Raw genomic sequence first — 26,994 nt, forward strand, 5'->3', positions numbered from 1 at the left:
CGTATTCACGGCTCCGAGGACACGGCACACCCACACGTCCGACCGGGGTCCCGCTTCCCCCTGTCGGCCCCTCCAGGGGCCGCCCCCGCATCCCGCCCGTCCGAAAAGACATGCCCGGCCCGACGCTCGCCCCTGGCGGCGTCAGCCGAACGGGAGCTCCCCGTCGCCGTCCGTCGGCAAGGCCTGCTCCGTCCAGATGGTCTTGCCCGCTTGCGAGTAGCGCGTCCCCCACCGCTGGACCAGCTGCGAGACGATGAACAGCCCCCTGCCCCCTTCGTCCTCGACCGTGCTGTGGCGCAGATGCGGTGACGTGTGACCGGAGTCCGCGACCTCGCACAGCAGCGTCCGGTCGCGGATGAGGCGGAGTTGCAGCGGCCCTTCGGCGTACCGGACGGCGTTGGTGACCAGCTCGCTGACCACGAGCTCGGTCGAGAACCCCAGCTCGTCCAACCCCCATTCGCCCAGCTGCTCCGTCGCGAGCTCCCTGGCGTGGCCCACCGCGACCTTCTCGGCGGGGAGTTCCCACGCGGCGACATGGTCGGCGTCGAGTTCGCGGGTGCGGATCAGGAGCAGCGCCGTGTCGTCGGCCGTCGTACCCCCCGGCAGCAGCTCCGCCACCACCCGCTCGCACAGCTCCTCCAACGGCCTGTCGTGGGCGCTCAGCACTCGCCTCAGGGTGTCGAGCCCCTGCTCGACGTCGCGGTCACGGGACTCGACCAGGCCGTCGGTGAACAGCGCGAGCAGGGTTCCCGTCGGCAGTTCGACCTCCAGGGACTCGAACGGCAGCCCTCCGAGACCCAGCGGCGGTCCGGCCGGCAGGTCCGGGAAGGAGAGCGCGCCGTCGGGGGGCACGACGAGCGGCGGCAGATGTCCGGCCCGGGCCATCGCGCACCGGCAGGTGACCGGGTCGTAGACCGCGTACAGGCAGGTCGCCCCGGTCGTGACGTCGGGGTGCGGGCCGCCGGGCGCGTCGGCCTCGGCCGGCGGGAGGTCAGGCGCGAGGCCCTGCTCCGCCTCCTGCCGCCCCTCCGGCTCCGACGGCCGGCCCACCAGATCGTCGAGCCGTGTCAGCAGTTCCTCGGGGGGCATGTCCAGCTTGGCCAACGCCTCCACCGTCGTACGCAGCCGGCCCATCGTGGCCGCCGCGGCCAGCCCGTGCCCCACGACGTCCCCGACCACCAGGCCCACCCGGGCGCCCGACAACGGGATGACGTCGAACCAGTCCCCGCCCACGCCGGTCACGCCGTCGGCCGGCAGGTAGCGGTGGGCGACTTCGACCGCGGACCGCCGCGGAAGATGCTGCGGCAGCAGCTGGCGCTGCAGGGTGAGGGCCGCGGCCCGCTCACGGGTGAAGCGGCGCGCGTTGTCGATGCACACGGCCGCGCGCGTCGTCAGCTCGTCGGCGAGCGCGACCTCGCCGTTGTCGAAGAAGAACGGACGCAGGTCACGGGTGTAGGTCACCAGCCCCAGCGGTGCGGCGCCCGTCCGCAACGGCACGACGAGCACGTTCTCGTCGACCACGAGCCCGCCGGAGGCGAGGCTGCGCCGCTGGGGCGAACCGGGCGGGTGGTCCACGAGCCGGGGCAACCCCTCGGTGCCCGCCGTCACCTCACCGTCCGCCGGGCCGACCACCCGCACCAGTGCGGCCCGCGCCCCGGTGGCCGCACGCGGATCCTCGCCGTCCAGCACGGCCTGCACGACGTCGACCGCGACCGACGAGGCGAAATCCGGTACGACCACCTCCGCGATCTCCCGCGCCGTGGCCGCCACGTCCAGCGTGGTGCCGATCATCCGGCCCGCATCCACGAGCAGGGCCAGCCGCTTCTGGGCCACATAGCGGTCGGTGATGTCGAAGGCGTCCTCGCACACCCCGAGCACATGCCCTTCCGCGTCCTGGAGCCGGTAGTACGAGCAGGACCAGACATGGTCCGCCCCGGGCTCGCTGGGCATCTGCGCCAGAAAGTGCAGGTCGAGTACGGGCTCCCCGGTCTCGAGGACGTCGCGCATGACCTCGTTGAGACTCTCCGGATACCCCTCGGTGATGACCTTGCCGCCCGGATAGAGTTCGTCGGACCGCATCCCCCGGTACTGGGCGAACGGTCGGCCGATCTCGTGGCCCGACGCGGAGTTGTCCCAGATCAGCCGCAGGTCGGTGTCGTAGATGGCCAGCCCGAGCGGGGACTGCGTGGCGAGCCCCTGCAGCATCGCCAGCCGCGACTCCCACAGCCGCAGACGCTCCAGCTCCGCGGCCACGAGAACCCGTGCCGCCCTGCCGCCTTCGGACAGCTCGCCCACCGTGGTGGCCACCGACAGCGAGTGGCCGTCCCGGTGCCGTGCGACGCGGATGTCGCTGCCGCTGAGCGGGAGGCCGTGTCCGGAGCCCGCGGCGGGCACCGGCCCGCCCGACAGAAAAGCGTCCACAGGCCGGCCGACGACCTCGGCGGCCGGGTATCCCAGGAGATCCTCGGCCCCCGGGCTCCATCCAATGACCCTGTCCTGGTCGTCGAGTACCACCGTGGCCGCCACGGCGATGTCGAGCGGGCCACGGAAGTCGGCACTTTCCGCGGCGTTCTGTGCGCTCCACGCGCCCGCCGCGCACCACGTACTCGTCGACGCCGGGCCAACACGGTTCATTACTTTAAGAATCGTCCCGTGCGTGTCCTCGCACAACCGATGAAGCCCGGCCGGCGCCACGGCACCTGGGTGCGGGCCCCGGAGCCCGAACCTAGACTGACTGGGGCCCGGAATCTCCCGGAATCTCCCTGAATGTTCTGCACACGACGGAGGTACGCCATGTCCAAGCGAGGCAACAAGCGACGAGCCCGCAAGAAGAAGGGCGCGAACCACGGCAAGCGCCCCAACAGCTGACGCGCGGGGCGGCCCGGGCCCCCCGGCCCGGTGACCGCCCGGCTCTGAGGCGGTACGGCTGCGCCCCGCCGCCTCCGGGCCGGAGGCGGCGGGACACAGCCGGAACATCACGGGGCGTGCCGTGCCGCCATGAGACGCACCAGTTCCTCGGCGGCGGTCACCCCTCCCCGCCCCGCGCGAGGGGCGGCGCCGTGGCCGGGGATGCCTGGGTTTGTCGGTCGTCCTGTGGGCTCTGGTCAGCGGGGCGAAGGGCCGGGCCAGACGGCCGAGGCGTCGTCGCGGTGAGGATCGGGCAGGTGGATCGGACGGGTGGGGACTGTGCGGATCCGTCCGTCCGATATCGCCGCCCACGTGGCGGGGCGTCCCGAGTAGCACAGGGTCGTCAGAACGAAGACGCCGTCCGCGTAGACCTCGACGTACTCACCGATGGTGAGGATGCGCAGGGAGGCGGCCGGCTTGGTCAGGACGGTCTCGCCGAGCCTGCCTCCGCCGGGGCCGGTGACCCAGAGGTTCGTGCCGTCACAGCCGACGGCGAGGGCCGGGCCCTCGTCATCGGTGCGCAGGGCGACCTCCATGCGGCCAAAGACGCTGATGTCTCCGACCGCGTGCAGGGCGGGCTGGTCGGTGGCCTCGCCGAGCCAGGTCTCCAGGCCGGGCCACCATTCCAGGCGAGGTGCCTCGTTCGGGGGCGTGACCAGGAGTTTCGGCTGCGCGAGCATTCCGCGGCAGCGTTCGCCGGTGTCGGTGAGGCCGACCCGGCGAGGGGTGGTGTGCAGCACGACCCGGGAGCCGTCGGGGGCGTCGATGACCCGGGGGGCGTACGAGCCGGCCGGGCCGAGCGGGCCGTGGCGGGTCCACGGGCCGCGCAGACGGGGCGCCGTCCATGCCTCGAAGCCCCGGGTGGCGCCGATGGAGCCGATCAGCAGCCAGCCGCCGTCGTCGAGGCGTTCCAGGACGGGGCACTCCAGCTCGTCGACGTCGCCCGGGGAGATGAGCGGCGGGTGCACGGTCCAGTGCTCGAGGTCGTCGGAGGTGGCCAGGGCGACGCAGCCGCTGACCTCGACGGGCAGGGAGGCGTCCTGGGCGCAGACGACCATGACCCAGCCGTCCGACTCGTCGTCGCGTACGACGAACGGGTCGCGCCAGCCCATGCGTTCACCGGTGAGATACCACCGCGCGTCCGCTTCCACGACCGGCCCGGTGCCGTGACGGTGCCAGCCGGTGCCGTCGGTGCGGTCGGAGTACGCCAGGCCGACTGACTGCAGCGGCCGGCCGCCCGGGGTGAGCCCGGAGACGCCGGTGTAGAACATCGCCGTCCCGGCGCCGTGCCGGACGGGGTGCATGGTCCAGACGGCCTGCTGGTCGAACCTGCCGGGCAGGCCGTTGCCGAAGACGGTGCCCTCGGGCCGCCAGTGGACCAGGTCGGTGGAGGTGGCCCGGCCGTAGGAGGTCTCCATCCGCAGATGGTCGAACTCACTCGTCCACGGGCCCTGCAGATGAAGCACCGCGTAGCTGCCGTCGTCGTCGCGCAGCAGGGCGAAGTCGTTCACGCAGAGGCCGGGCGGGGCGTATCGCATGCGCACTTCCTGTCGGCTGGACAGCGCTCAAGCGTGTGCGCTGATCGCGGGTCTGGTGGATCTCGGTTGAGAATCGACCCAAGTAAATATGAACGCAAACGCTTGCGCAATGAAGGGGGTGGGTTTACGGTCACGTCACCTCCAGATCACACCCACGTGAAACCGACGGGAGGACCGCCCCCGTGACGGTCAGCATCACCGACGTCGCCCGCACCGCCGGCGTCTCCGCATCCACCGTGTCCCGCGCCCTGCGTGGCCGGCCGGGCGTCTCGGACGAGGTACGAGCGCATATCACGGCCGTCGCCGCCGAACTCGGCTACACCGCCTCGCGGTCGGCCTCCACGCTGGCCGGCGGGCGCACCTTCACCATCGGGGTCATCGCCCCGTACGTCGGTCGCTGGTTCTTCGGCACCGTGCTGGACGCCGCCGAGAAGGTGTTCAGCGCTGCCGGCTACGACCTCCTCTTGTACAACCTGGGAACGCCGGAGGCACGCAAGCGTTTCTTCGCCCAGCTGCCGGTGCGCAAACGGGTGGACGCGGTGCTGTCCCTGCTGATCCCCGACGAGGAGGAGGCCGCCGCGCTGCGCTCTCTCGGGGTGCCGCTGGCCACGACCGTCGGAGGAGCCAGGGACGGCTTCACCGTGGTCGGCATCGACGACCACGCCGGCGCCACCGGCGCCGTGCGGCATCTGGTGAACCTGGGACACCGCCGGATCGGCATGATCTCCGGCGCGAGCGAACCGCTCCACTGGACCACCCCCGTCCAGCGCCGCCAGGCGTACCTGGACGTGCTGGCCGACGCGGGCATCGCGCATGACCCGGCACTGGAGGTGGACGGCGGCTACACGGTCGAGGGCGGCGAGCGCGCGATGACCGAGCTGCTGGCCGCCTCCCGGCCGCCGACCGCCGTGTTCGCGCAGTCCGACGAGATGGCGATGGGCGCGCTGCGGGTGCTTCGCCGCCACCGGTTCACGGTGCCCGACGACGTGTCCGTGGTCGGCTTCGACGACCACGAACTCGCCGAGGTGATCGGGCTGACCACCGTCGCGCAACCCGTCGCCGGCCAAGGCGCGGAAGCCGCCCGGCTGCTGCTGGACCAGCTCGACCAGCCGGGCACCGAACCGCCCGGTCACGTACAGATGCCCCTCCGCCTGGTGCTGCGCGAGACCACCGCCCCGCCCAACCCCCGCGGGCCCCAGTAGCAAGCCCCCACCCCGAAGTACCCCGAACCCCACCCCGGCACGGAGGCACCACCCATGAACACCCGAAGCAGAGAGCTGCGCCGTACGGCCCGTACGGGTCTGGCCCTCGTCCTTCCCCTGGCCGCGCTGGCCGCGTGCGGCGGGGGCGGCGGTACGGACGCATCCGCCGAGGAGGGCAGCGGCAAGGGCACCGTCAGCGTCTGGGCCCACCAGGGCCAGGAGAGCGAGGCCACCGCGCTGCAGAACGCGGTGAAGTCGTTCAACTCCTCGCAGAACGACATCAAGGCCGAGCTGAAGCTGATACCCGACCAGGACTACACCAAGACCATAACCGCCACTGACGCCTCCGAACTGCCGGACGTGCTGGAGTTCGACGGCCCGACCATGGCGAACTTCGTCTACAACAAGAAGCTCGCCCCGATCGACGGCCACGTCTCCGCCGAGACCCTCGACAACGCCACCGACGCCGTCAAGGCGCAGGGCGAGATCGACGGCAAGCACTACGGCCTGGGCATGTACGACTCCGGGCTCGGCATCTACGCCAACAAGAAGCTGCTGGACGCGGCCGGCGTGAAGTACCCCACGGGCATCGCCGACGGCTGGACGGCCGACGAGTTCACCGCCGCGCTCAAGGCGCTGAAGGCCAAGGACCCCGACGGCAAGGTCCTCGACATCTCGGAGCAGTACGGTCTGGCCACCGAATGGGGCACCTACGGCTTCGCCCCGATCGTCTGGTCGGCCGGCGGTTCCCTGCTCAAGGACGGCAAGGCAGCGGACGTCCTCGACACCCCGCAGGTGGCGTCGGCGATGAAGACCTTCCAGTCGTGGAAGACGTACGTCGACCCCAACACCGACGGCAACGCCTTCGCCAAGGGCCGGGTCGCCCTCAGCTGGGTCGGCCACTGGACGTACCCCGCCTACAGCGAAGCCCTGGGCAAGGACCTCGTCGTCCTGCCGCTGCCGGACTTCGGCAACGGCCCCAAGACCGGCCAGGGCTCCTGGGCCTGGGGCGTCGGTGCGAACACCAAGAACGCCAAGGCAGCGGGCGCCTTCCTCGACTACCTCCTCAACGACACCAACGTCACCGCGATGACCAAGGCCAACGGCGCGGTGCCCGCTACCGAATCCGCGCTCGCCGCCAGTGAGCTCTACAAGGAAGGCGGCCCGCTGCAGCTCTTCGCCGACCAGCTCGCCAAGCCCTGCGGTGACAGCGACATCAGCGTCTCCTGCGTCGCCGCCACCCGCCCGGTCACCGCCGGATACCCCACGATCACCGCCAAGTTCGGCGAGGCCCTGAACTCGGTCTACGGCGGCGCAGACCCCAAGGACGCCCTGGCCAAGGCCGCCCGCGCCATCGACCAGGACTTCTCCGACAACGCCGGCTACCAGATCCCGTAGGACCGAACCGTAGGACCCGAGCGGCCGGGCAGGCACGCGGCAACCGTGCCTGCCCCGCCAGGAACAGGACCGACCCGTGAAAACCCTGGAACCCGCGCACGCCGCGCCTTCACGCCGGGAGAAGGCCCCACCGGCGACCTCCGCGAAGCGCTCGAAGCCGGCGCGCAAGAACCGCGAATGGGTGCACGGACTGCTGATGTCCGCCCCGGGCGTCGGCGGTCTCATCGCCTTCGTCGGCATCCCGTTCGGCTACGCCGTGGTGCTCTCCTTCTACAACGTCCGCCTCGGCTCCCCGCTGGAGCCGTCGTTCTTCGGACTGGAGCACTACCGGCGGCTGTTCACCGACCCCGACATGTCCGGACCGTTCCTGCGGGCCCTGCTGAACAACCTCACCTTCGCCGCGGCCGTCGTACCGCTCCAGACCGCTCTGGCGCTGGCGCTGGCGATCCTGCTCAACCGCAAGCTGAAGGCGATCGGCCTGTTCCGGTCCTTCTTCTTCATGCCGGTCGTCTTCCCGATGGCGCTGGTCGCCGTGATCTGGCGGCTGATCCTTGCCCGCAGCGAGCAAGGCATGCTCAACTCCCTGCTGGACGCGGTGAGTTTCGGCCACTGGGGCGCCTTCGACTGGCTCGGTGACACCGCCACCGCCATGGCCTCGATCGTCGTGCTGTCCATCTGGCAGGGCGTCGGCTTCCAGATGGTCATTCTGCTGGCCGGACTCCAGCAGATCCCGAGCGAGCTCTACGAGGCCGCGCAGCTCGACCGGGCCTCGCTGTGGCAGCAGTTCCGGCACATCACCCTGCCCGGCATCCGCGGCACCCTGGTGTTCGTCGTCATGCTCACCTCGGTGCTGTCGTTCCGCGTGTTCGACCAGGTGTACATCCTCGTCCGCGGCGGCGGCCTCGACGAGGACGCCACCCGCACGGTGATGTACCAGGCCGTCACCACGGCCTTCGACCAGAACAACGTCGGCCAGGCATCGGCCATCACGGTGGTGTTCTTCCTGATCGTCGTCTCCCTGACGATCATCCAGCGCCGTGTCGTCCGGCCCGACAACGAGGACTGACCGAACCATGGCCATGACCCGTACAGCCGTACGCCGCTTCGCCGACTACGGCGTCCTGAGCATCCTGGCGTTCATCTTCGCCCTCCCCGCCCTCTACCTCTTCCTCGGCAGCCTCAAGCCGTCCGACGAGGTCCTCAGCGGCCTGTCCGGCTTCCTGCCCACCCACTTGTCCTTCGACAACTACGCCGCCGTCCTCGACAGCCTCAGCTCCGAGAGCACCGGCTACTTCTGGCAGTTCATGGGAGTGTCGGTGCTGCTGGCGTTCGTCGTGGTGACCGGCGGGCTGATCGTCAACTCGATGGCCGCCTACGGCCTGTCACGGCTGAAGTGGCGGGGCCAGGGGGCGGTGTTCACCCTCGTCCTGCTGCTGATGCTGATCCCGTTCGAGTCGGTGGCGGTGCCGCTGTTCTACATGTTCAACGGTCAGCGCAACACGGTCTACATCCAGGCGCTGCCGTTCATCGCCAACGCCTTCGCCGTCTACCAGTTCCACACGTTCTTCCGGAAGATCCCGCCGAGCATCGAGGAGGCGGCCCGGCTGGACGGCGCGGGTCCCTGGCGCACCTTCTTCGCGATCATCATGCCGATGTCCAAGCCGGTGTTCGCCTCGGTCGCGATCCTCACCTTCCTCATCCAGTGGGGCTCGTTCCTGTGGCCGGTGCTGATGGTCTCCGATCCGTCGGTGCGTCCCCTCCCCCTGGAGATGAGCGTCTTCCAGGGGCAGCAGCCCCCGGACTGGGGCCAGATCCTCGCCTTCGGCGTCCTCCTGGTCCTCCCCGTCCTGATCGTCTTCGCGTTGTTCCAGCGATGGTTCGTCCAGGGCGTCGCCAGCGCCGCCGTCAAGGGCTGAACGTGCACCACAGAAAGGCAGCGACCCGATGAACCCCCAAGCGGCCGGCCACGCGGTCACCGTCCTCGGCGAGTGCGTCGCCGACGTCTTCACCAACCCGACCCCCCACTCGGAGACGGGCCCCGGACCGCACGACCTCACCCTGCGGGTGCTGCCCGGCGGCGGACCGGCCAACACCGCGGTCGCACTCGCCCGGCTGGGCACGCCCACCCGATTCCTCGGCCGGATCTCCCGTGACGTCTTCGGCGAGCTCTTCCGCGCCCGCCTCACCCGATCCGGCGTCGATCTGACCGCCTGCATCACCGCACCCGAGCCGAGCACCCTCGCCATCGCCGACCTCCGCCCCGACGGGCAGGCCACCTACTCCTTCTACGCCGAGGGCACCGCCGACTGGCAGTGGTCCGACCCTGAACTGGCCGCCGCACCCCTGGACAGCAGCACCTGCCTGCACACCGGCTCACTGGCACTCGTACGGGATCCAGGCGGCTCCCGCATCGAAGAACACCTCACATCGGCCCGCCGGCACACGACCATCTCCCTCGACCCCAACGTCCGCCCGCTGCTGGTGGAGCCCGCCGTCTACCAAGAGCGCCTCGAGCGCTGGTGCGAACTCGCCGACATCTTCCGCCTCAGCGAGGACGACCTGGCCAACCTGCTCCCCGGCGCCGACCTGGACGAAGCCTGCGACACCCTCCACTCCGCCGGCGCACACCTCGTCGTGGTCACCCTTGGCGACCGCGGCGCCCTTGCCTCTCTCGACGGCACCCGCATCACCGTTCCGCACCAGCCCACCCGTGTCGCCGACACCGTCGGCGCCGGGGACTCCTTCACCGCCGGCCTCCTGCACCACCTGGCCGCAATCGGCCGACTCGGCGGCCGTCTGGACGGACTGACCATCGACGAAACCGCCGACGCCTGCGCCTACGCGGCCAAGGTCGCCGCCCGGACCTGTGAGGTGCCCGGCGCAGATCCACCGTGGGCGGACCAACTGCCGTCGAGCACCAGTCCCTGAACCGTGCCGGTGGCGCACCTCACCTCGAGGCACGTTCATGGACGCCGCCGCAAAGCGCCCCGAGCCGGGTGGCCCCACCGGCGCCGACCGGGTCAGGTGGAACGCGCTCGAGCGGCGGCCACCCTCATCGCGGCCGCCACGGGCACCGTCGGCACGAGCCACCGCGTCGAACCGGCCGCCCTCCTCAGAGCCCCCGCCAACCTCCACCGCTGAGCCCGGGACCTCGCCGCCTTCCGTGCGGAAGCACACCGCATCCTCACGACCCTGGGCGGCGGCACCAGTACACGCCGGCACTGGCGGAATTGGTGAACCACTCGCCCGGCTGCTGCCGTGAGCCGACCTGACCTGACGCGAGAAGCCGTATCTCAACCGATCGTGGAACGTGCAGGTCGAACAGGGGTCCCGGTCGGGGGGACTCGCTCGCCTGCCGGCGCTCCCTCGACCAAGTGCGAGGAAACCCAGCGGGTTTTCTTCACCGTGCGGGACGTCAGCCCTTCCTTCCCGAACGCAGGCCCTTGTTCACCTGGTGGGCTGCGGCCGGGGAATCCGCACGCACAGGCCGCTGTACGTGAGGTGGCCGGGCGGGCAGGTGGGGTGGAAGAGCGGTGTCGGCGGAGGGTACCGGTCCGGTAGCGACGGCAGCGGCGGCCGTGAGCGCTGCTCGTTCTCCATGTCCCAGCGCAGCGTGAACAGCAGCAGTGCGACCAGGGCCATGAGGAAGACGGCCACCGGGAACGCGGGCCGCGCCGGCTTGCCCTCCGGCTCCTCCGCCGCCGCGGACCCGGGTGGAATCCGCAGGGCGGAGTCCGAGCCCGCCGCGCTCAGCTCCGTCTCGAGCGAGACCCCGCAAAGCAGCAGAATGGCGCGCAGCCTGTCGGCGCTGTTCGGGTCGGTCAGCGCGGCCGGGACCAGCTCCAGAGCTTCGGCCGCCGCCGGGTCCTCGGCCACGGCCCGGCCGGGGCCGTGCATGCGGAAGACCCACCGGGCCCGGCGCGCGGCCACCAGCGCTTGTCCGGCCAGCAGTTCGAGCGCGAGGACGGCCCGCCGGGCATCGGCCTCCCGCTGTTCCTCGACGCCGTGCGGGACGTGTCGGCCACGGTCCTCGCCCGGGGTCTCTCCCCGCTCCTGCCACCGATCGGCCATGTGCTGCGTCCACCACGTCCCGCCGTGCCGGGGGGACTCTTCCGCCCTGGCTCCTCGGGGGGCATGGGGCGAGGGCGCGGCTTCCCACCGCTCGCCCCAGCCCGTGTCCCGCAGCGCGTCGGCGAGTTCGCCGCCGCGCGCGCCGGTCAGCAGGTCCAGGACGCCGCCCGTCGTCGGGCGAGCGAGCGCGATGAGCCCCATCGCCGGGTCCAACTCCTCGACTGCGCGTACCGCCCGGACTTCCGCCGCCTCCGTCAGCCAGTCGGACCAGGGCCGCGGCGGGTGCTCACGACGGTGCGTCCGCGGCAGAAGCAGCGCGGCGAGCACCCGGTCCGGAAGGGTCCCTTCGTCGTTGACGAGCACGTAGGCGGGGCGCGGATCCGGTTCTGCCTGCCCTTCCGGCAGTGCCCGCAGCGCGTCCAGCCGCTGTTCCAGCGGTGGATGCGAGTCGAACGGATGACGCACGGCCACCGGGTGCCGCGCTTCCCCCGCCACCTGGCGCACCCGGGTCTGCGCGTACCGCGGATCGGTGAGCACGGCGTCGAAGGCACGCACCGGGTCGTCCGGCAGACGGCCCAGAACCGCCATGGGCGTCAGCACCCGTGAGCGGAAGTCCTGCCACGCGGCGGCTACCGTTTCCACGGACACCAGGGCCCGGACGGCCGCGTCCCTGCCCGTCACCGCCGCTGCCGTCGCGTCCGCCTCCAGTTCCTGTCGGCGACGTACGGCGAAGGACAGCGCGTTGTAGAGCCAGGCGTACAGACTCAGCGTCAGATGCTGGAAGCCCGTGTAGACGGTGACGATGGGATTCCCGGCCTCCGGCTTGGCGAAGCTCTCGCGTGCCGCGTCCAGACCGATCGCTCCCCGGTAGACCGTCGCGGCAAAGCGGGTGTGTCCCTGTGCGTAGTGGGCGAGTTCATGCGCGAGTACGGCCCGCAGTTCGTCGGCCCTCAGTCCGGCCAGCAGCGGCACCCCCACGTACAGGCGCCGCTCCCACGTCCCGCCCCGGCCGCCCGCCTGCTCGCTGACCGCGGCGTTGGCCTCCATGGTCAGGCGGATCTCCGTCGGAGCGGGCACCTCGATCCGGTCGGCCAGGTCCAGGACGGTCTCCCACAGGCCGAAAGCGTCGTCGAGGTCCACCGCCGCCGTGCCGGGGCGGGGGCCGGCCCCCTTGCCGACGCACATGACGAGCTGAGGAAGCATCACCAGAGCGGCGGCTGCGAAGGAGATCTGCGTCAGCAGCAGGGGCAGGCCGAATTCGCCCTCCGGGTCGAAGACCACCCGGGACATCACCACCCCGAACACCGCGTACCCGCCGATGAGGACGACGGCCAGCACATGGAACCCGACCACGAGGGCGAGCGCGCCGGCCGACCGTAGTAACCGGCTCACTCGTCCTCCTCCTCGGTCTCTGCCGCCCGGGCGTCCGCCGAGGCGGCGAGTACGGCGGCCAGTTGCCGGGCCGGCCGCTGTGACCGGGCGACGGCGGCGCGCAGCCACAGCTCGGTCCGGCGCAGGGCCGCGGTGACGGGGTCGGCGGGAGCAGCAGTCTGTTCCCGAAGCCGTTCCAGTGCGTGCGAGGGCACCAGGCCGAGATCGTCGTGCCTCTCACGCCCTGCCCGCCGGCCGTTCCGCGCGTCTGCCTTGTCCGACATGCCCACCGCCTTCACCAGCTTGGCGCGGGCCTTGAAGACACTGGACGCGACCGCGCCCCTGGTCAGGCCCAGCTCCTCGGCGATCGCCTCCTGGGTCATGCCCTCCAGACAGTTGAGCACCAGCACGGTCCGCTGCCGGGAGGGCAGCTCGGCCAGCGCGGTAAGAACGGCACGGGCTTCCACCGTCTGTTCGACTCCGGCCGACGGGGGTGGCCGGAGCGTGTCCGGCTCCGCGGGCCGGGTGCGCGACCGATCGCGGGCGACGGCCCACAGGCGCTGCCGGACGATCCGGTAGACCCAGGCGTCGGGAGAGTCGTAGTGACGCAGCCGTTCCCAGCGGGCAAAGGCCGCTGCGTACGCCTCCTGCACCGCATCCTCGGCGTCCTGCGGGTGACCGCACAGCAGCAGGGCCCTCGCCGTCATGCCGGGGAAGGAGCGTGCGAAGAAACTGTCGAACGGCTCGACCGTCCTCACCGCTCCCGATGTGTGCGCCTGCCCGGTCACCGGCTCTCCCCCTCGTCCCTGCGGCCGGGAAACAGCGTCACTCTGGCCCGGCCCGGCCCGTGATGGTCCAGGACCAGGGTCGCGTTCCCGGACTCCGAGACGACGGCAACGATACGCCGCCGCTCCCTGGACATCAGCCAGAACAGCAGGACTCTCGGCAGAAAGGCCGCCACGCCCATGGCGGCCGTCAACATCATCGATTCCTGCATCGGGAGCACTCCCTCTTGTTCGCCGGACAAGCCTTCGTCCAGTAACAGCCGTGGAGCGGGGGATTGTTTACCGTGACGGGGCTCGGGGGTGCGACGGCATTCCGAGCGGTTCCCAAAGGCCCCGCAGGTGGCCGTGGACGGCCCCGGCCACCCCGCCCCGGCCGCCGGGCGCGACGACCAGTGGGCCGAACTGCTCAGCAGCCTCGGCCGACCGGCCTGACGCGACCGCGCACGGAAACCACAGGACCCGGCGCCGCCCCCTCCGGTAGGTTCGCTGCTGTTCGAAGGGGGAGAAGTGGCGAAGCTCAATCAGATCATCGCCGTCGAAAAGGGCGTCAAGAGCAAGTCGTACCAGGACATCACCGCGGCCCACCAGAAGGTGCAGAAGGTCGCGCTGCTGGCCGGGATCTCGCGTACGTACCAGCCGAAGGACGAGGAGGGCGAGCAACTGCCGCCCGAGTCCACGCGTGTGCAGGTCATGGCCGAGGACGTGCTGCGCGAGATGTCGGCGTCGCTGACCCGGCTGTTCGACGTGACCGCTACCAAGGACTGGGCCAACTGCTCGGCCCGCGCGGACGTCGTCGTCGACGGGCGGACGATCGTCGCCGAAGCGCCGGTCAGCTACCTGCTCTTCCTCGAGAAGCAGCTCACCGACCTGCACACCTTCGTGAAGAAGCTGCCCGTGCTGGACGCCTCCGAGTCCTGGTCGCCGGACCCGTCGACGGACTGGTGGAAGACGGACCCCGTGCGCACGATCCGTACGAAGAAGGTGCCGCGCAACCACGTCAAGGCCGAGGCGACCGACAAGCACCCGGCGCAGGTCGAGGTGTACTACGAGGACGTGCCGATCGGTTACTGGACCACGGTCAAGTTCTCCGGGGCGCTCCCGGCGCGCAGGGTGAACGAGCTGCTGGGGCGGGTCGAGAAGCTCCAGCACGCGGTCAAGTTCGCCCGTGAGGAGGCCAACAGCGCCGAGGTCACCGACCAGCGGGTCGGCGACGCGGTGTTCGGCTACCTCTTCGGCTGACGGCACACCGGCCGGCGCCGCCAGGCGCCGGCCCCACGATTGCCCCCGCGTGCGAGCGCGGGGGTGCGCAACAGGCGCGGACCGGAATGAGGACCGGTCCGCGTGATGGGCGCAAGCTGAAACTGAGGTTCAGCCTGACGACGCGGTGACAGTGAAGGTTCGAGTCCTTCCCCCGGCACGACACAGGCCGGGGTGGCCCAACATGGCAGAGGCAGCCGCGATCACACTCAGACTCTCGCTCCAGCTTCAGCATCGCCACCGATCGCCAGATCGAACGGGTACGGACGAACGCCGGCGGATGCGGGTTCGAATCCAGCCTGCACCTCTTGCACGGTGCGGTAGTTCAAAGGAAGAACACGTCGGCCTTATGACTGATCCGTATCCTTAAACGCCACTGGCGTGCGCAATTGGGTGGCATCCCCAGGGACCCGGGAGCTGGATACGACTCCCGGGTCCCGCCACGTCCGGGACGAATTCGGTACAGGGGCGCCGGGCGCCGAGCATCGGCCGCCCCACGGTGCCGCCCCGCCTGCGGCAAGGACTCGGCGGCGGTTTCACCGTCAACTACAATTTGCCTGCTCTTGGTGTGGCTGCGGAGGCAGTTGGGACAGCCTCGCAGGCACAGGTGGTGAGCTGGGACGCACCTGCGGGTGTCCTCAACCCCCGTGCGGAGTAACCCGGTTCACCAACCCCCATGCACGAGGGAAAGGCACAAGATGACGATGAACCGCGCCATACGGCACGGTGGCCGGTTACTGGCCCTGACGGTGGCGGTCTGTGGAATTACGGCGGCGACCGCCCTGCCCGCAGCAGCCGATGAGCAGCCGACACGGCAGCAACTGACGGCTGACTGCGCCTCCGGCGAGGGCAAGTGCACCTTCAACTCCCCCCAATTGGGCGAGGCGTACCTGGGGCAGTTCCGCCAGGTCTCCGACTCGCTCTACAACTGCAGTACGTCGGATGCCACTCAGTCCATGACCTGGAGCGACACCGTGGGCTCGACCGACTCGGTCGGTGTCTCGGTCACCGCGGGCGGCAAGATCGCGGGCATCGTGGACCTGAGCGTGACGGCAAGCTACAGCCACAGCTGGTCGAGCACACACTCGGAGAGCAGCTCCCTGGGCATGACGGTCAAGCCCGGTGAAGTGGGCTGGATCTCCCGCGCCCAGGTGATGCAGAAGGTCTCCGGCACCTGGCAGACCCACTACGACAGCCCCAAGTGGGGGCACTACTACTGGTTCTGGCAGGACACCATCACCGGACCGGCCGCGAACGGTACGGACGGCAAGAGCAACGCCGTGGTCGTCAAGAGCCGAATGATGACCGCCGCGGAGAAGAAATCCTGTTCCGCCGATGCCCATGAGGGCAGGGCGTTCGTGCAGGAGCGCTGACGCGCGGCCCCTGCTCTGTCCCACGGCGGGGCAGGGGCCCGTCGCCGCCGTCGACCGACGCCTCCCGTCCCACCATCATGCCGGTGGGTCTGTGGCGCCCGGGGTGTGCACAGCCACTGATTCGCGGGAGGATGCCACGCTCCGGCGTCTTCCCGTCGTCGTCTTCCCGCGGGTGAATGCAGCCGGGCGCGGCTCAGGGACGCGCCCGAGCGTGGGCCTGCAGTCTCTGAAGACTTCGCACGGCCGCCGCGCTGCGGAGCGTGTCGGCTCGACGAGGTGGACCTGCGCCGCCGGAAGAACGGGGACTGGTACTGGCGGTGCTACAACCGGGCGTGCCCCGGGCGAAAGGGGTCCCGTAGCTGGGAGACGCCAGTGCGTTTCACCGCACGCCACCGGACATGACGGTCCGGCGTGGCACGGGACTGCGCCACACGGAGCGGGTCCGACGCCTCGCATAAACTGACAGCGGGCCATGGGCCGTTCACGCCCGGAGGCACGGCACGCAGGCCGCAAGGGGGAGACGCAGCATCATGGAGCCACTGAGGGACGACGACCCGAAAACGATCGGGGGCTTCGCCCTCGTGTGCCGCATCGGGTCCGGCGGGATGGGCCAGGTGTTCCTCGGCGAGTCCGTGGCCGGACACCAGGCCGCCGTGAAGGTCATCAAGCCCTCGGTCCTCGACGAGGACACCCGTGCGCGCTTCCTGTCCGAAGTGGAGAGCCTGCGCACCGTGTACGGTCCGTTCGTCGCCGCCTTCGTGGGGGCGGACGCGGGCGCGGACCAGCCCTGGCTGGCGGTGGAGTACGTCCCCGGACCGGATCTGCGCACCTTCGTGTCCGGGCACGGTCCTCTCCCGCTCGCCGAGACCGCGAGCCTCGGGGCGCTGCTGGCCGAAGGGCTCGGCACGGTGCACGAGGCGGGCCTGCTCCACCGGGACCTGAAGCCGCAGAACATCCTGCTGGCCGAGTACGGACCCAAGGTGATCGACTTCGGGCTCGCCGTGCTCGCCGAACGACGGACCACCCTGACGGCCACCGGTTTCGTCGTCGGCAGCGTGCTGTGCATGCCGCCCGAGCAGGCCCGGGGCGAGCACCGGCTGGACCGGTCCGCCGACGTCTACGCGCTCGGCGCGGTGCTGCTGTTCGCGGCGACCGGGCACTATCCGTACGAGGGGCCGACGTGGCAGTCCGTTGCCCTGAAGATCGAGGACCCCTCGACCACTCCCGACCTGACCGGCCTGCCGCCGGAGCTGGCGCCTGTGATCACGGACATGCTGGCCACGGACCCGGCCGCCCGGCCCGCGCTCCCGGAGGTCATCAAGCGGCTCGTCGACGTCATCCAGGGCCAGGGGCTGACCGCGCTGCAGGCCAAGCGCCGTCTCACCGACCTGACGCCCGAGATCGTCGTGCCTCAGCTCCCCGCGACCGCGTTCGACAGCGCGGCCGGTGAGCCCGCCTACACGCCGTCCGCCGTCGACGTGGCGGCGGCCGAGGACGAGGAGGCGGCCGCACCGGCGTCGGCCGGGGCTCAGCCGCATGCCGTCGACGCCGAGCCCGCGGAGGAACCGGAGGACGCCGTCCCGCCGGCCGGGCAGACAGGCGCCCTGCCCCGAGGCCGCGCCGCCACCGGCGTCCGCCCCACCGCACCCCTGCGGATCGCCGAGCGGATCCGTGCCGCCTACGCACGCGAGGCGCGCTTCTGAGCTGTGGGGCTGCCCCTTCTCCAGACCCGCACGGCAGCCCCGGCCGCCGTGACAGACTTGCCGTCGCCGAGCCGCAAGAGGCAGGGCCGCACGACGCACGGGACGACGGAGGGACCGCGGGTGACCGACCAGGGGGCGACGCAGGGGGAGACCCGGTTCCCACCGGGTGCGCAGATCCTCGTACGGGACGAGGAGTGGCTGGTCCGCAACACCGTTCCCACCGACCACGACGGCGAGAAGATCGAAGCGGTCGGCGTCTCCGAGTTCGTCCGCGACGAGGAAGCGGTCTTCTTCAGCGGGATCGACGACGTGGAGCTGCTCGACCCGGAGAAGACCCGGCTCGTCCCCGACACCTCCTCGTACTTCCGGCGCAGCCGCCTCTTCATCGAAGCCGTGCTGCGCAAGACGCCGCTGCCGCAGTCGGAGCGGGGCCTGGCGCTCACCGATCGCTTCCTGCTCGACCCGCTCGTCTACCAGCAGCGCCCCGCCGAGCTCGCCCTGTCCATGCGCAACCTCCGCCCCCGGGTGCTGATCGCCGACGTCGTCGGCCTCGGCAAGACGCTGGAGATCGGACTGACCCTCGCGGAGCTCATCCGCCGCGGCCGGGGCGAGCGCATCCTGGTCGTGACCCCGCAGAGCATCCTGGAGCAGTTCCAGCACGAGCTGTGGACGCGTTTCTCGATCCCGCTCGTGCGGCTCGACTCCCTCGGCGTCCAGCGCATCCAGCGGGAGATCCCGGCGGGCCGGAATCCGTTCACGCACTACAAGCGCGTGATCATCTCTGTGGACACGCTCAAGAACATCGGCCAGTACCGGCACCACCTGGAGCGCATCCGCTGGGACGCCGTCGTCATCGACGAGTCCCACAACCTGATCAACCCCGGCAGCCAGCGCCGAGCTCTCGCCGAGATCCTCGCCCCGCGCACGGATGCCCTGCTGCTCGCCAGCGCGACCCCGCACAACGGCGACAAGCGCTCCTTCGCCGACCTGATCTCGCTCCTCGACCCGGCCGCCATCGCCGACCCCGACCACTACGACCCGGCACAGGACCTCGGCCACCTCTACATCCGGCGCACCAAGATCAGCCCCGAGGTGCGGGACGAGATGGGCACCGAGTGGCCCGACCGCGGGCCCACCGTCTCGCTCCACTGCGCCGCCACGGAGGCGGAGGAGCGGATCTTCGCCGAGCTCACCGAGCACTGGCTCCCCGCCCCGCCGACGAGCACGGACTTCGGCACGGCCGACCAGGACCGCACCTCGGTCGCCACCGAGCAGCTCTTCGCCTACAACCTGCTCAAGACGTTCCTGTCCTCCCACACGGCCCTCGGTGAGACGGTCGCCAACCGCATCGCCTCGCTCGGCGACCGGGTCCGCAGGGCCGAGGAGAAGGGGCTGCCGCCCGACCCGGCCATCGCCCCGGAGCAGGCGGCCCTGGCCCGGCTGCGGGAGATCGTCGCGGGCATGGGCGACGGCACCGCACCCGGTGACTCCGCGAAACTCGACGCCCTCGTCGAGCAGCTGAAGGAGATCGGCGTCGGCCCCCGGTCCGCCACCCGGGCCGTCGTCTTCTCCGAACGCGTCCGCACGCTCACATGGCTGGCCGAGGTCGTCCCCGCCCGCCTGGGCTTCCCGGTCGGGGCGGACGGCACGTCGAAGGCCGTCACAGTCATGCACGGCGGGCTCAGCGACGACGAGCAGAACAAGGTCCTGGAGGCGTTCGGCCTGGCCGACAACCCGGTCCGGCTGCTGTTCACCGGCGACGTCGCTTCCGAGGGCGTCAACCTGCACCGCCAGTGCCACCACCTCATCCACTACGACATCCCGTGGTCGCTGATCCGCATCGAGCAGCGCAACGGCCGTATCGACCGGTACGGGCAGAAGCACGAGCCCCAGTTCCGGGCTCTGATCCTCACCTCCGCCGTGCCCGGCGCCAAGGACGACCGCACGGTCGCCGAGAAGCTGCTCCTGCGGGAGGAGGAGGCCCACAAGCTGGACGGAACGGCCGAGGCCGTGTCCGGTTTCTACCGGGCGGAGGAGGAGGAACGCCGGCTCATCAGGGAACTGGTCCGGGGCGGCACGGTCGAGGATTTCCTGGAGTCCGCCCCCGCCGACGACACCGCCCTCGCCGACCTGTTCGGCCAGGTGGGCACGATCACCGAGCACGAACTGCCCCCGCGCGCCGAGCTGATCTCCCTCTTCGAGGGCGACACGGCCGACTTCGTCTCCACCGCCCTCGACGAGGTCTACGAGGAGCGCGCCGAGGACCTGATCGGCCTGTCGTCCGGCACCGACGCCAAGGGCGGCGCGTACTTCTCGCTCTCCCCGGCCATGGCCCCCGACCTGCTGCACCGCCTCAAGGCCCTGCCGCCCTCCTATCTCAAGGAGCAGCGTGTCGCCGAGCGGATGCTGGTCACCTTCGACCGCACCCTCGCGCAGCGTAAGCTCACCGAGGCCAGGGACAGCAGCAGCACCATGTGGCCGGAGGTCTCCTTCCTCACCGACATCCACCCGGTGGTGGAGTGGCTGACGGACAAGGTCCTCGTCGAGTTCGGCCGGCAGGAGGCCCCGGTCATCACCACGCCCCACGTCGACGGGCCGGTGTTCCTCGTCCAGGGCATCCACTCCAACGCCCTGGGCCGCCCCACCGTGGTGCGCTGGATGGCCGTGACCGGCCTCGACGCCGACGGCACCGGAACGCCCGAGGTGCGCCCCATGGCGGACGCCCTTCGCGATGCGAAGGTCGGCCCGCGGCTCGCCCGCACCGGCGGGCCGCGCGACCCGGACCGGCTCCAGGCCCTCGTCCCGGCCGCCGTCGCCGCCGCCCGCGCACACCTGGAGACGGGCAGGGCCGCATGGGAGGAGCAGATCAGCGAGCCCCTCGCCACCTACCGCGACCATGTCGCCCGGTGGCGCGACGACTCCCTGCTGCCCGGCATCACGGGCCGCCGCGAGCGCCTCGTCGAGGAGACCGCCGACGAACTGGCCCGGCTGCTCGACCAGTTGCACACCACCGGCCGCCCGCTGCTGCGCGTCCTGGCCGTCCTCGACCGGCCCGGCGACCCAAACGCCCCCGGCGCCGGTCCGGCGGCCGGACCCGCCGCCATCGCCCCTCACCCGTCCGACGCCCAGGCGGAGATCTGACGTGACGTACGACTCGCTGGTCAACCACGGCGACTACCTCTCGGCCCACTACCTCGCCGAAGTCCTCCCCAAGGATCTCAAGGCCAAGGACGGCCTCCTCGCCCGCTGGGCCGTCTTCGAGGAGGAGGAGCGCCGCCGGTACACCGACGCCGTCGCCGAGGCGAAGCGCCAGGGCGCCGCCCCCGACTCCGTGCCGCCACGTGCCCGCACCCCCCGCGAGGGCCTGCGCGCCCTGCGCGCCCCCTACTTCGCGGGCCGCGCCGCCCTCGCCCAGGACGCGGAAACGCTCGCCGAACCCGACGCGCCGGTCCCCGCGGGCTGGCAGAAGCGGGTCACCGAACTGCACCTGGACACCCTGCACGCCCTCGGCTACACAGCCGCCCACGAGCAGACCGTCACCGTCCACCGTGCCGACCACGAGTACACCGTCCAGGTCGTACACGCCGAACCCGGCCTGTACGCCGTCTCCTGCGGCTGGACCACCCGGCCCGACGCCGCCCTCGACCCGGACGGCGCCGGCCGGCTGCTCCACCCCGTGGCCCTGGAGGCGTCGGCGACCCTTGAGGACGCCAAGGCCCTCACCGACTTCCTCTTCGCCTGCGACGCACCCCCGCGCTACGTCCTCCTGCTCGTCGGCGGCGTCATCGTCCTCGCCGACCGCCTCGCCTGGCACGAGGGCCGCTACCTGGCCGCCGACCTCGACGAGGCCCTGGGCCGCCGCGACGACCGCCACGGCGGCGAACTCGACACGGTGGCCGCGTTGTTCGGCGCCGACTCGCTGCGCGTCCCCGCCGAGGGCGGCACCGCGCCGCTCGCCGCCTTCCTCGACAAGTCCGGCAAGCACGCCGTCGGCGTCTCCACCGAACTGCGCGAGGGCCTGCGCCTGAGCGTCGAATGGATCGCCAACGAGGTCCTGGACCGCCTGCGCGAACCGGAGAACGGCGTCACCCCGGCCGACCTCGACGACCCGGCCCGCCTGGCCAAGGAACTCAGCCGCGAGTCGCTGCGCTACCTGTACCGGATCCTGTTCCTGCTGTACGCCGAGGCCAGCCCCGCGCTCGGCATCCTGCCCTCCGACTACCCGGAGTACGAACAGGGATACGGCCTCCAGCGCCTCGGCGACCTCGTCCTGCGCGACCTCGTCGGCGAACGTTCCCGGCGCGGCTTCCACCTGTACGAGTCACTCGACCTGCTCTTCGACAAGGTCGAGAACGGCCACCGCCGCTACGGCACCGAGCCCGAGGACCTGGCGGCCGAGGCCGCCGCCCGCGAGGCCACCGAGGCGGAGAACGAGGCGGCCCGGCTGCTCGCCGCCGGCACGATCACCCCGGCCGAGCACACCGAACGCGTCCGCGAGGCCGACCGGGTGCGCCGCGCCGCCGCCCGCAGCACGAGCGCGGGTCTGCGCTTCGAGGCGCTGAGCTCCGAGCTCTTCACCAAGGAGGCCGTCCGGCTCATCTCGGACGACCAGATCGAGAACCCGGCGTACCGAGGCGGCGAGGGTGAGCGGCGCCGCCCGTTCCTGGACACCCGGCTGCGCAACGAGACACTGCACAAGGTGCTGCGCCGCCTGATGCTCACCAAGGGCAAGGGCAGGGGACGCGGCGGGTTCATCTCGTACGCCCAGCTCGGCATCAACCAGCTCGGCGCGGTGTACGAGGGCCTGATGTCATACACCGGCTTCATCGCCGAGGAGGAGTTGTACGAGGTTGCCAAGGGCGGCGACCCGTCGGGCGGCAGCTGGATGATTGCCGCCTCCCGTGTCCGGGACTACCCGGACGACGTCTTCGTCAAGCGCACGAACGAGGAGACCGGCCGCTCGGAGAGGGTCGTCCATCCGAAGGGCACGTTCGTCTACCGCCTGGCAGGCCGTGACCGCCAGACCTCCGCCTCGTACTACACCCCGAAGTCCCTCACCGAGGTCACGGTCGAGCTGGCCCTCAAGCACCGTCTCGACCAGCACGACACCGTCACCCCGGCCAGGGAACTCCTGGAGTGGAAGATCTGCGAACCCGCCCTCGGGTCGGGCGCGTTCCTCAACGAGGCCATCGACCAGGTGGCCGCCGAGTACCTGAGGCGGCGCGAACACGAGCTGGGCCGCCGGATCGACCCCGAGCTGCGGCAGATCGAGCTCCAGAAGGCCAAGGCGTACATCGCCCTGCACAACGCGTACGGGGTCGACCTCAACGCCACCGCGGTGGAGCTGGCCGAGGTCTCGCTCTGGCTCAACTCCATGCATCCGGGGATGCGTGCCCCCTGGTTCGGCCTGCACCTGCGGCGCGGCAACTCGCTCATCGGCGCGGGCCGGAAGGTCTACCGGGCGGATGCTCTGACGGATGGTGCGTGGCTGGCGAAGAAGAACACCCTGCCGCCGACCGACCTGCCCTTCCGTGACGGCCCGCTGCCCGAGGGCGCGGTGCACCAGTTCCTGCTGCCCGCGATCGGCTGGGGTGCGGTCGCGGGAGAGCCGGAGGCGAAGAAGCTCGCGGAGGACGAGGCCAGAGCGCTGGGGAAGTGGCGCAAGGGCGTACAGAAGGCACCGAAGGGGCCGAAGCCGTTCCAGGAGCGCGGGGAGGAGACCGACGAGGCACGGCAGAAGCGCTACGAACGGTGGCGCAAGGCGGCTCAGAGGACCGAGCTGGGCCGGCTGCAGGGCGTGGCCCGGCGCGCCGAGTTCCTGTGGTCGCTGGTCGCCACCCGGCTCGAACTCTCCGAGCGGAAGATCGCGCGCCGCATCGACGTGTGGGGCGCGGACTGGCTGGAGCAGTCGGCGGAGGCGGAGGACAAGCAGAAGGTCCTGGACGACCTGACGCGGTACGGCACGCCGTACTGGCGGCTCAAGACCGTAATGGACGCGTGGTGCGCGCTGTGGTTCTGGCCGCTGGACAAGGTCGGCGAACTCGACGGCACGGACCCGGTGTACGGGACGGGCGGTGGGCTTGTCGACGAGTCGTCGGTGGCGGGGCTGCTGGGCGGCGCGCGCGCGGCGGTGGCTGCCGAGGAGCCGATGGAGCCGACCGGCCCCGCCCCGGGGGACCAACTGTGGCAGGCGTCCGGGCTGTTCGACGACCCGGACGGCGAGCAGGAGGAGTTGGGCGCGGGCGCCGGGCTTGCGACCGGACCCAAGCGGGGCTCTTCGGGGCGCAGGGCCCAGGTCAAGGACCAGCGGCGCGCGTGCATCCCCCTGGTGACGTTCGCCGACTGGCTGGACTTCCTGGAGTCGGTCCTGGGTAAGGAGGACCTGCCCGAGGGTTCGTATCTGGCAGGCATCGAGGACCTGGCCCCGGACGAGGCGCTGGAGCTGCTGAGCGACGTCGAGGACCGCCTGGAGGGCCTCCTCGGCATGGACACCCCGGCGCGGCTGCCGTTCCGCTACCCGTGGCTGAACACGGTGGAGGACATCGCCGGCACGACGGAGAAGGACATAAAGGCGGAGGACGGCCACGGCTTCTTCCACTGGGAGCTGCACTTCGCGCACGTGTTCCGGGGGAAGGGTGGCGGGTTCGACCTCCAGGTGGGGAACCCGCCGTGGGTGCGGCCGGATTGGGACGAGGCTCGGGTGCTGGCCGAGTTCGAGCCATGGTTCAAGCTGAGCGAAAAGCCCTCAGCTGATCAATGGCGAGAGCGTAAGAATGCTGTGCTGACAAATGTTGTACAACGCCGCTCATATTTTGGGGAACTTGCCGCAATTGTCGGCATGGCTGGGTTCCTCAGCGACCCCACGACGTACATGCTGATTTCAGGTACAAGACCCGATCTTTATCGGGCTTTTATGTGTCAAGTGTGGCGTCATTTTGGCGTGGGCGGAACGGCTGGACTTGTCCATCCGGACACGCACTTTGGTGGCGTGAAGGAAGGCCGACTGCGTGAAGCCGCCTACGCGCATCTCCGGATTCATGGGCACTTTTCGAATCGGCGAGGTGTATTCTCTGAGATTCATGCGAACACTGAGTTTGGCGTTCAGATCTATGGTGAGGAGCGTCCGATCCGCTTCACGCATGTAAGCTGGCTCTTCGATCCATCGACGCTGCGCGATTCGTTTGTCCATGACGGCCAAGGCGAACTGCCGGGCATCAAGTCAGCGGGGCAGTGGGAGCTACGCCCGCACCGGGCGCGTCTGATCGAGGTGGACGCGGACTTGCTCGCGCAGTGGCACCGACTGTCAGGCGGTACAACGATCCCTGCTAGTCAGGCAGCGCTGCTCTATCCGGTGACGACGGATGAGCAGGGTGCAATCACGGCGCTTGCGAATGTCAAGGATCGGGTGGGTGCGCACGACCCTAGAATTACCATCGGCATGTTCGAGAACTTGGCCACAAAGAAGTTGGGCCTTTATCGGTGGGCCACTGCAATGCCGGAATCGCTCGACGAGGTAATCCTGCAAGGGCCGCACCTGGGCGTGGCCTCCTCAGTCTTCAATAAGCAACCGAATCGAGTTGGTAAAACAAACCGTGACTGGTCCAGTTGGAACCTCCTGGCACTCGCGGCGGATGAAATTCCGCGCACGAACTATGTGCGCGACTGTGGGCGTGAGAAGTTCAGAGGGGTCCAGGATCGGTGGCTGGATCACGGGCGCCTGAAGTCGTCATGGGCCCCATCCTTTGGAGACTGGGATAGTCGTTCCAATGTCTTGAGTGATGTTGAACTAGAGCTTCCTGAAAACGAGCAGAGAGAGCTGCTACGGCGTCGACTGTGGCTCTTCCGTCCATATACAGAGTTCTATCGTCTGGCATGGCGGAGAATGATTCCTTTCGATACTGAAAGGAGCTTGTTCGCTGCTCTGATCCCGCCAGGGCCAGCCCATGTGCATACCGTTGAATCAATGGCGCTGGCTGACAATCTACTCACTTCGCTTAATGCTGGCTTCTGGGCTGCCTTGCCGCTGGACTATTTGCTGCGAATTACAGGGCGCTCCGACTTGCAGGTAGCGGAGGCCAGGAAGATGCCGTTTGCTGATCCTAGTCACCCCCTGGCCGGGTCTCTCCTGCTGCGCACTCTGCGCCTTAACTGTCTAACCGAGGCATACGCCTCGGTTTGGGAGGAACTTTATGACGATACCTGGCCTAAGGGTGAGGAGTGGGCAGTATCGTGGCCTAGGATTTCACCCCTTGCGGCACACCTGGAATCATCCTGGCGACACAGCACCCCACTTCGCACGGAGTTTGAGCGCCGTGCGGCCCTTGTTGAGATCGATGCGCTGGTAGCGGTCTGGCTCGGAATGACTGCGAAGCAGTTGGTAGCGATTTATCGATCGCGCTTTCCGATTCTCGCTGATTATGAACAAGAGATCTGGTTTGACTCTTCCGGTCGCAGGATTGCGCGCAATCATCATGTTTTTGGATTTGGTCAGACCAAGCAGGATTATGCGGGGTTGCTGGCTTATGAGGCGGGTGAAATCCCTTGCCCGCCGGAAGGGTATGCGGCGCCGTTCTATAAAGCAGAACGGGAGCGAGAGCTATACGCTGCGCATGCATTCTTTGTGAGTCGTCTAGAGAATAGCCGGTAGCTCTGCGATGACTGCCTTGATTGAGAGAAATGGAATGTTAGAGGTGGCGGCCGACCGGGGTGCCCCGCGCAGCAGTGGCTAGCGCGGGGTGCGAGGGCGCTCAGGTCTGGTGACAGGTGAATGGTTATGGGGGTGGGAACGTTGCGATGAGAAATACTAGCGATCCGATAGCGACGGCGACGAGGATGGGCTGGGTCAGCTTCTCGCGAGTATAGGCAACGTACCCAGCTGCGAGAGCACAAACTAATATGAGCGTCAATGTTGTTGTGTTCAAGATAACCTCTGGTGGGGCTAGTTAGATTTCCAAGGGTGTCGCCCCTTGGTGGCAATCAGGTGGATTCACGAAGCTCTTGCAGGGCAACCCCTTTGGTGGTGCGCCAGGCAGACCATCCGTTTACGGCAACCCCTGCTGCGGCTGAGCAGGCGCCCGACGGAGTGTCATGCACGGTGCCGTCATCAAGACGAAGCTTTCCGTCGGCGGTTACGAATGCGGTATGCACTTGGCCCAAGTTGCGGCGGCGCCAGGTTAGGGCCTGACCGACGGTCAGTCGCCCGGCGGCAAGTAGAGGAGTAAGGGCAGCAGCCCGGTTTCGATCGGTAGACACAGCGGTTGCTTCGCGGTCCAGTCCCAGTAGTCGCCGCAGCACGCTGTTGGGAGTGTCGACAAGTGGTTTCGCCTCCCGTGCCAGTCGCGCGTACACCTCGTCGTCAACGTCAATCGAGTGAGTAGGCATTCACCCCA

18 protein-coding genes are annotated in these 26,994 nt (G+C 69.7%); 12 read left to right on the forward strand and 6 right to left on the reverse strand.

The features are described 5' to 3' along the window. Nucleotides 1–141: 141 nt before the first annotated feature. Entirely contained in the window at nucleotides 142–2,634 is a 2,493-nt protein-coding gene (locus ACZ4SA_RS01370; protein ID WP_468268291.1) for a SpoIIE family protein phosphatase, read from the reverse strand. Between the two features lie 159 nt (nucleotides 2,635–2,793). Between ACZ4SA_RS01370 and ACZ4SA_RS01375 the strand changes: the two genes are divergently transcribed. After that, nucleotides 2,794–2,868 carry a 50S ribosomal protein bL37 gene (locus ACZ4SA_RS01375; protein ID WP_403856427.1) on the forward strand — a complete coding sequence of 25 codons (75 nt, stop codon included), beginning with the start codon at nucleotides 2,794–2,796 and terminating at the stop codon, nucleotides 2,866–2,868. A gap of 236 nt (nucleotides 2,869–3,104) precedes the next feature. Here the strand turns inward: ACZ4SA_RS01375 and ACZ4SA_RS01380 are convergent, their stop codons facing one another. Beyond that, the gene (locus ACZ4SA_RS01380; protein WP_468268294.1) at nucleotides 3,105–4,445 is read right to left on the reverse strand and encodes a glycoside hydrolase family protein; all 1,341 of its coding nucleotides are present in this window, start codon (nucleotides 4,443–4,445) and stop codon (nucleotides 3,105–3,107) included. 182 nt (nucleotides 4,446–4,627) lie between these two features. Here ACZ4SA_RS01380 and ACZ4SA_RS01385 point away from each other — a divergent pair, with 182 nt between their 5' ends. From ACZ4SA_RS01385 to ACZ4SA_RS01405, 5 genes are all read left to right on the forward strand, one after another. Beyond that, nucleotides 4,628–5,647, forward strand: coding sequence for a LacI family DNA-binding transcriptional regulator (locus ACZ4SA_RS01385; protein WP_468268297.1), 1,020 nt, complete (start codon nucleotides 4,628–4,630; stop codon nucleotides 5,645–5,647). 54 nt (nucleotides 5,648–5,701) lie between these two features. After that, entirely contained in the window at nucleotides 5,702–7,045 is a 1,344-nt protein-coding gene (locus tag ACZ4SA_RS01390; RefSeq protein ID WP_468268300.1) for an ABC transporter substrate-binding protein, read from the forward strand. A gap of 76 nt (nucleotides 7,046–7,121) precedes the next feature. After that, entirely contained in the window at nucleotides 7,122–8,111 is a 990-nt protein-coding gene (locus ACZ4SA_RS01395; RefSeq protein ID WP_468268303.1) for a carbohydrate ABC transporter permease, read from the forward strand. Nucleotides 8,112–8,118: 7 nt separating this feature from the next. Then, the gene (locus ACZ4SA_RS01400; RefSeq protein ID WP_468268306.1) at nucleotides 8,119–8,961 is read left to right on the forward strand and encodes a carbohydrate ABC transporter permease; all 843 of its coding nucleotides are present in this window, start codon (nucleotides 8,119–8,121) and stop codon (nucleotides 8,959–8,961) included. 28 nt (nucleotides 8,962–8,989) lie between these two features. Beyond that, entirely contained in the window at nucleotides 8,990–9,973 is a 984-nt protein-coding gene (locus ACZ4SA_RS01405; RefSeq protein WP_468268309.1) for a carbohydrate kinase family protein, read from the forward strand. Between the two features lie 519 nt (nucleotides 9,974–10,492). Here the strand turns inward: ACZ4SA_RS01405 and ACZ4SA_RS01410 are convergent. From ACZ4SA_RS01410 to ACZ4SA_RS01420, 3 genes are read right to left on the reverse strand one after another with little or no spacing between them, the layout of a single operon-like run. After that, nucleotides 10,493–12,508: a M48 family metallopeptidase gene (locus ACZ4SA_RS01410; protein ID WP_468268312.1), complete on the reverse strand. Its 2,016-nt coding sequence runs from the start codon at nucleotides 12,506–12,508 to the stop codon at nucleotides 10,493–10,495. Then, nucleotides 12,505–13,275: an RNA polymerase sigma factor gene (locus tag ACZ4SA_RS01415; RefSeq protein WP_468268315.1), complete on the reverse strand. Its 771-nt coding sequence runs from the start codon at nucleotides 13,273–13,275 to the stop codon at nucleotides 12,505–12,507. The genes ACZ4SA_RS01410 and ACZ4SA_RS01415 overlap by 4 nt, the downstream gene beginning before the upstream one ends. Beyond that, nucleotides 13,272–13,484, reverse strand: a complete 213-nt coding sequence (locus ACZ4SA_RS01420; protein WP_468268317.1) for a hypothetical protein — start codon at nucleotides 13,482–13,484, stop codon at nucleotides 13,272–13,274. Before ACZ4SA_RS01420 ends, ACZ4SA_RS01415 begins: the two co-directional genes overlap by 4 nt. An 88-nt stretch (nucleotides 13,485–13,572) precedes the next feature. On the opposite strand from ACZ4SA_RS01420, the gene ACZ4SA_RS01425 reads away from it, so the two are divergent. The 6 genes from ACZ4SA_RS01425 (at nucleotide 13,573) to ACZ4SA_RS01450 (ending at nucleotide 26,252) form a co-directional block, all read left to right on the forward strand. Beyond that, nucleotides 13,573–13,704 (forward strand): hypothetical protein, encoded by a 132-nt coding sequence (locus ACZ4SA_RS01425; RefSeq protein WP_468268320.1) that lies wholly within the window; start codon nucleotides 13,573–13,575, stop codon nucleotides 13,702–13,704. 75 nt (nucleotides 13,705–13,779) lie between these two features. Continuing rightward, nucleotides 13,780–14,511 carry a DUF7873 family protein gene (locus tag ACZ4SA_RS01430; protein WP_468268323.1) on the forward strand — a complete coding sequence of 244 codons (732 nt, stop codon included), beginning with the start codon at nucleotides 13,780–13,782 and terminating at the stop codon, nucleotides 14,509–14,511. Between the two features lie 716 nt (nucleotides 14,512–15,227). Further along, nucleotides 15,228–15,902, forward strand: coding sequence for a hypothetical protein (locus tag ACZ4SA_RS01435; RefSeq protein WP_468268326.1), 675 nt, complete (start codon nucleotides 15,228–15,230; stop codon nucleotides 15,900–15,902). 530 nt (nucleotides 15,903–16,432) lie between these two features. Beyond that, complete coding sequence (locus ACZ4SA_RS01440) at nucleotides 16,433–17,605, forward strand: serine/threonine-protein kinase (protein ID WP_468268329.1); 1,173 nt, start codon at nucleotides 16,433–16,435, stop codon at nucleotides 17,603–17,605. A gap of 120 nt (nucleotides 17,606–17,725) precedes the next feature. Beyond that, entirely contained in the window at nucleotides 17,726–20,746 is a 3,021-nt protein-coding gene (locus ACZ4SA_RS01445; protein WP_468268332.1) for an SNF2-related protein, read from the forward strand. Nucleotide 20,747: 1 nt separating this feature from the next. Then, the gene (locus ACZ4SA_RS01450; protein WP_468268335.1) at nucleotides 20,748–26,252 is read left to right on the forward strand and encodes a DNA methyltransferase; all 5,505 of its coding nucleotides are present in this window, start codon (nucleotides 20,748–20,750) and stop codon (nucleotides 26,250–26,252) included. A gap of 329 nt (nucleotides 26,253–26,581) precedes the next feature. Here the strand turns inward: ACZ4SA_RS01450 and ACZ4SA_RS01455 are convergent, their stop codons facing one another. Beyond that, a complete protein-coding gene (locus ACZ4SA_RS01455; protein ID WP_468268338.1) occupies nucleotides 26,582–26,986 on the reverse strand; it encodes a restriction system modified-DNA reader domain-containing protein in 405 nt (134 codons plus the stop codon). Nucleotides 26,987–26,994: the final 8 nt, after the last annotated feature.

It is taken from the genome of Streptomyces sp. NPDC027962 (assembly GCF_055566095.1).

What these genes read in the sequence shown, in the direction of transcription:
- ACZ4SA_RS01370 (WP_468268291.1), bottom strand. Translation starts at nt 2,634, where the DNA reads ATGAACCGTGTTGGCCCGGCGTCGACGAGTACGTGGTGCGCGGCGGGC.
- ACZ4SA_RS01380 (WP_468268294.1), bottom strand. Translation starts at nt 4,445, where the DNA reads ATGCGATACGCCCCGCCCGGCCTCTGCGTGAACGACTTCGCCCTGCTG.
- ACZ4SA_RS01390 (WP_468268300.1), top strand. Translation starts at nt 5,702, where the DNA reads ATGAACACCCGAAGCAGAGAGCTGCGCCGTACGGCCCGTACGGGTCTG.
- ACZ4SA_RS01400 (WP_468268306.1), top strand. Translation starts at nt 8,119, where the DNA reads ATGGCCATGACCCGTACAGCCGTACGCCGCTTCGCCGACTACGGCGTC.
- ACZ4SA_RS01405 (WP_468268309.1), top strand. Translation starts at nt 8,990, where the DNA reads ATGAACCCCCAAGCGGCCGGCCACGCGGTCACCGTCCTCGGCGAGTGC.
- ACZ4SA_RS01420 (WP_468268317.1), bottom strand. Translation starts at nt 13,484, where the DNA reads ATGCAGGAATCGATGATGTTGACGGCCGCCATGGGCGTGGCGGCCTTT.
- ACZ4SA_RS01435 (WP_468268326.1), top strand. Translation starts at nt 15,228, where the DNA reads ATGACGATGAACCGCGCCATACGGCACGGTGGCCGGTTACTGGCCCTG.
- ACZ4SA_RS01440 (WP_468268329.1), top strand. Translation starts at nt 16,433, where the DNA reads ATGGAGCCACTGAGGGACGACGACCCGAAAACGATCGGGGGCTTCGCC.
- ACZ4SA_RS01455 (WP_468268338.1), bottom strand. Translation starts at nt 26,986, where the DNA reads ATGCCTACTCACTCGATTGACGTTGACGACGAGGTGTACGCGCGACTG.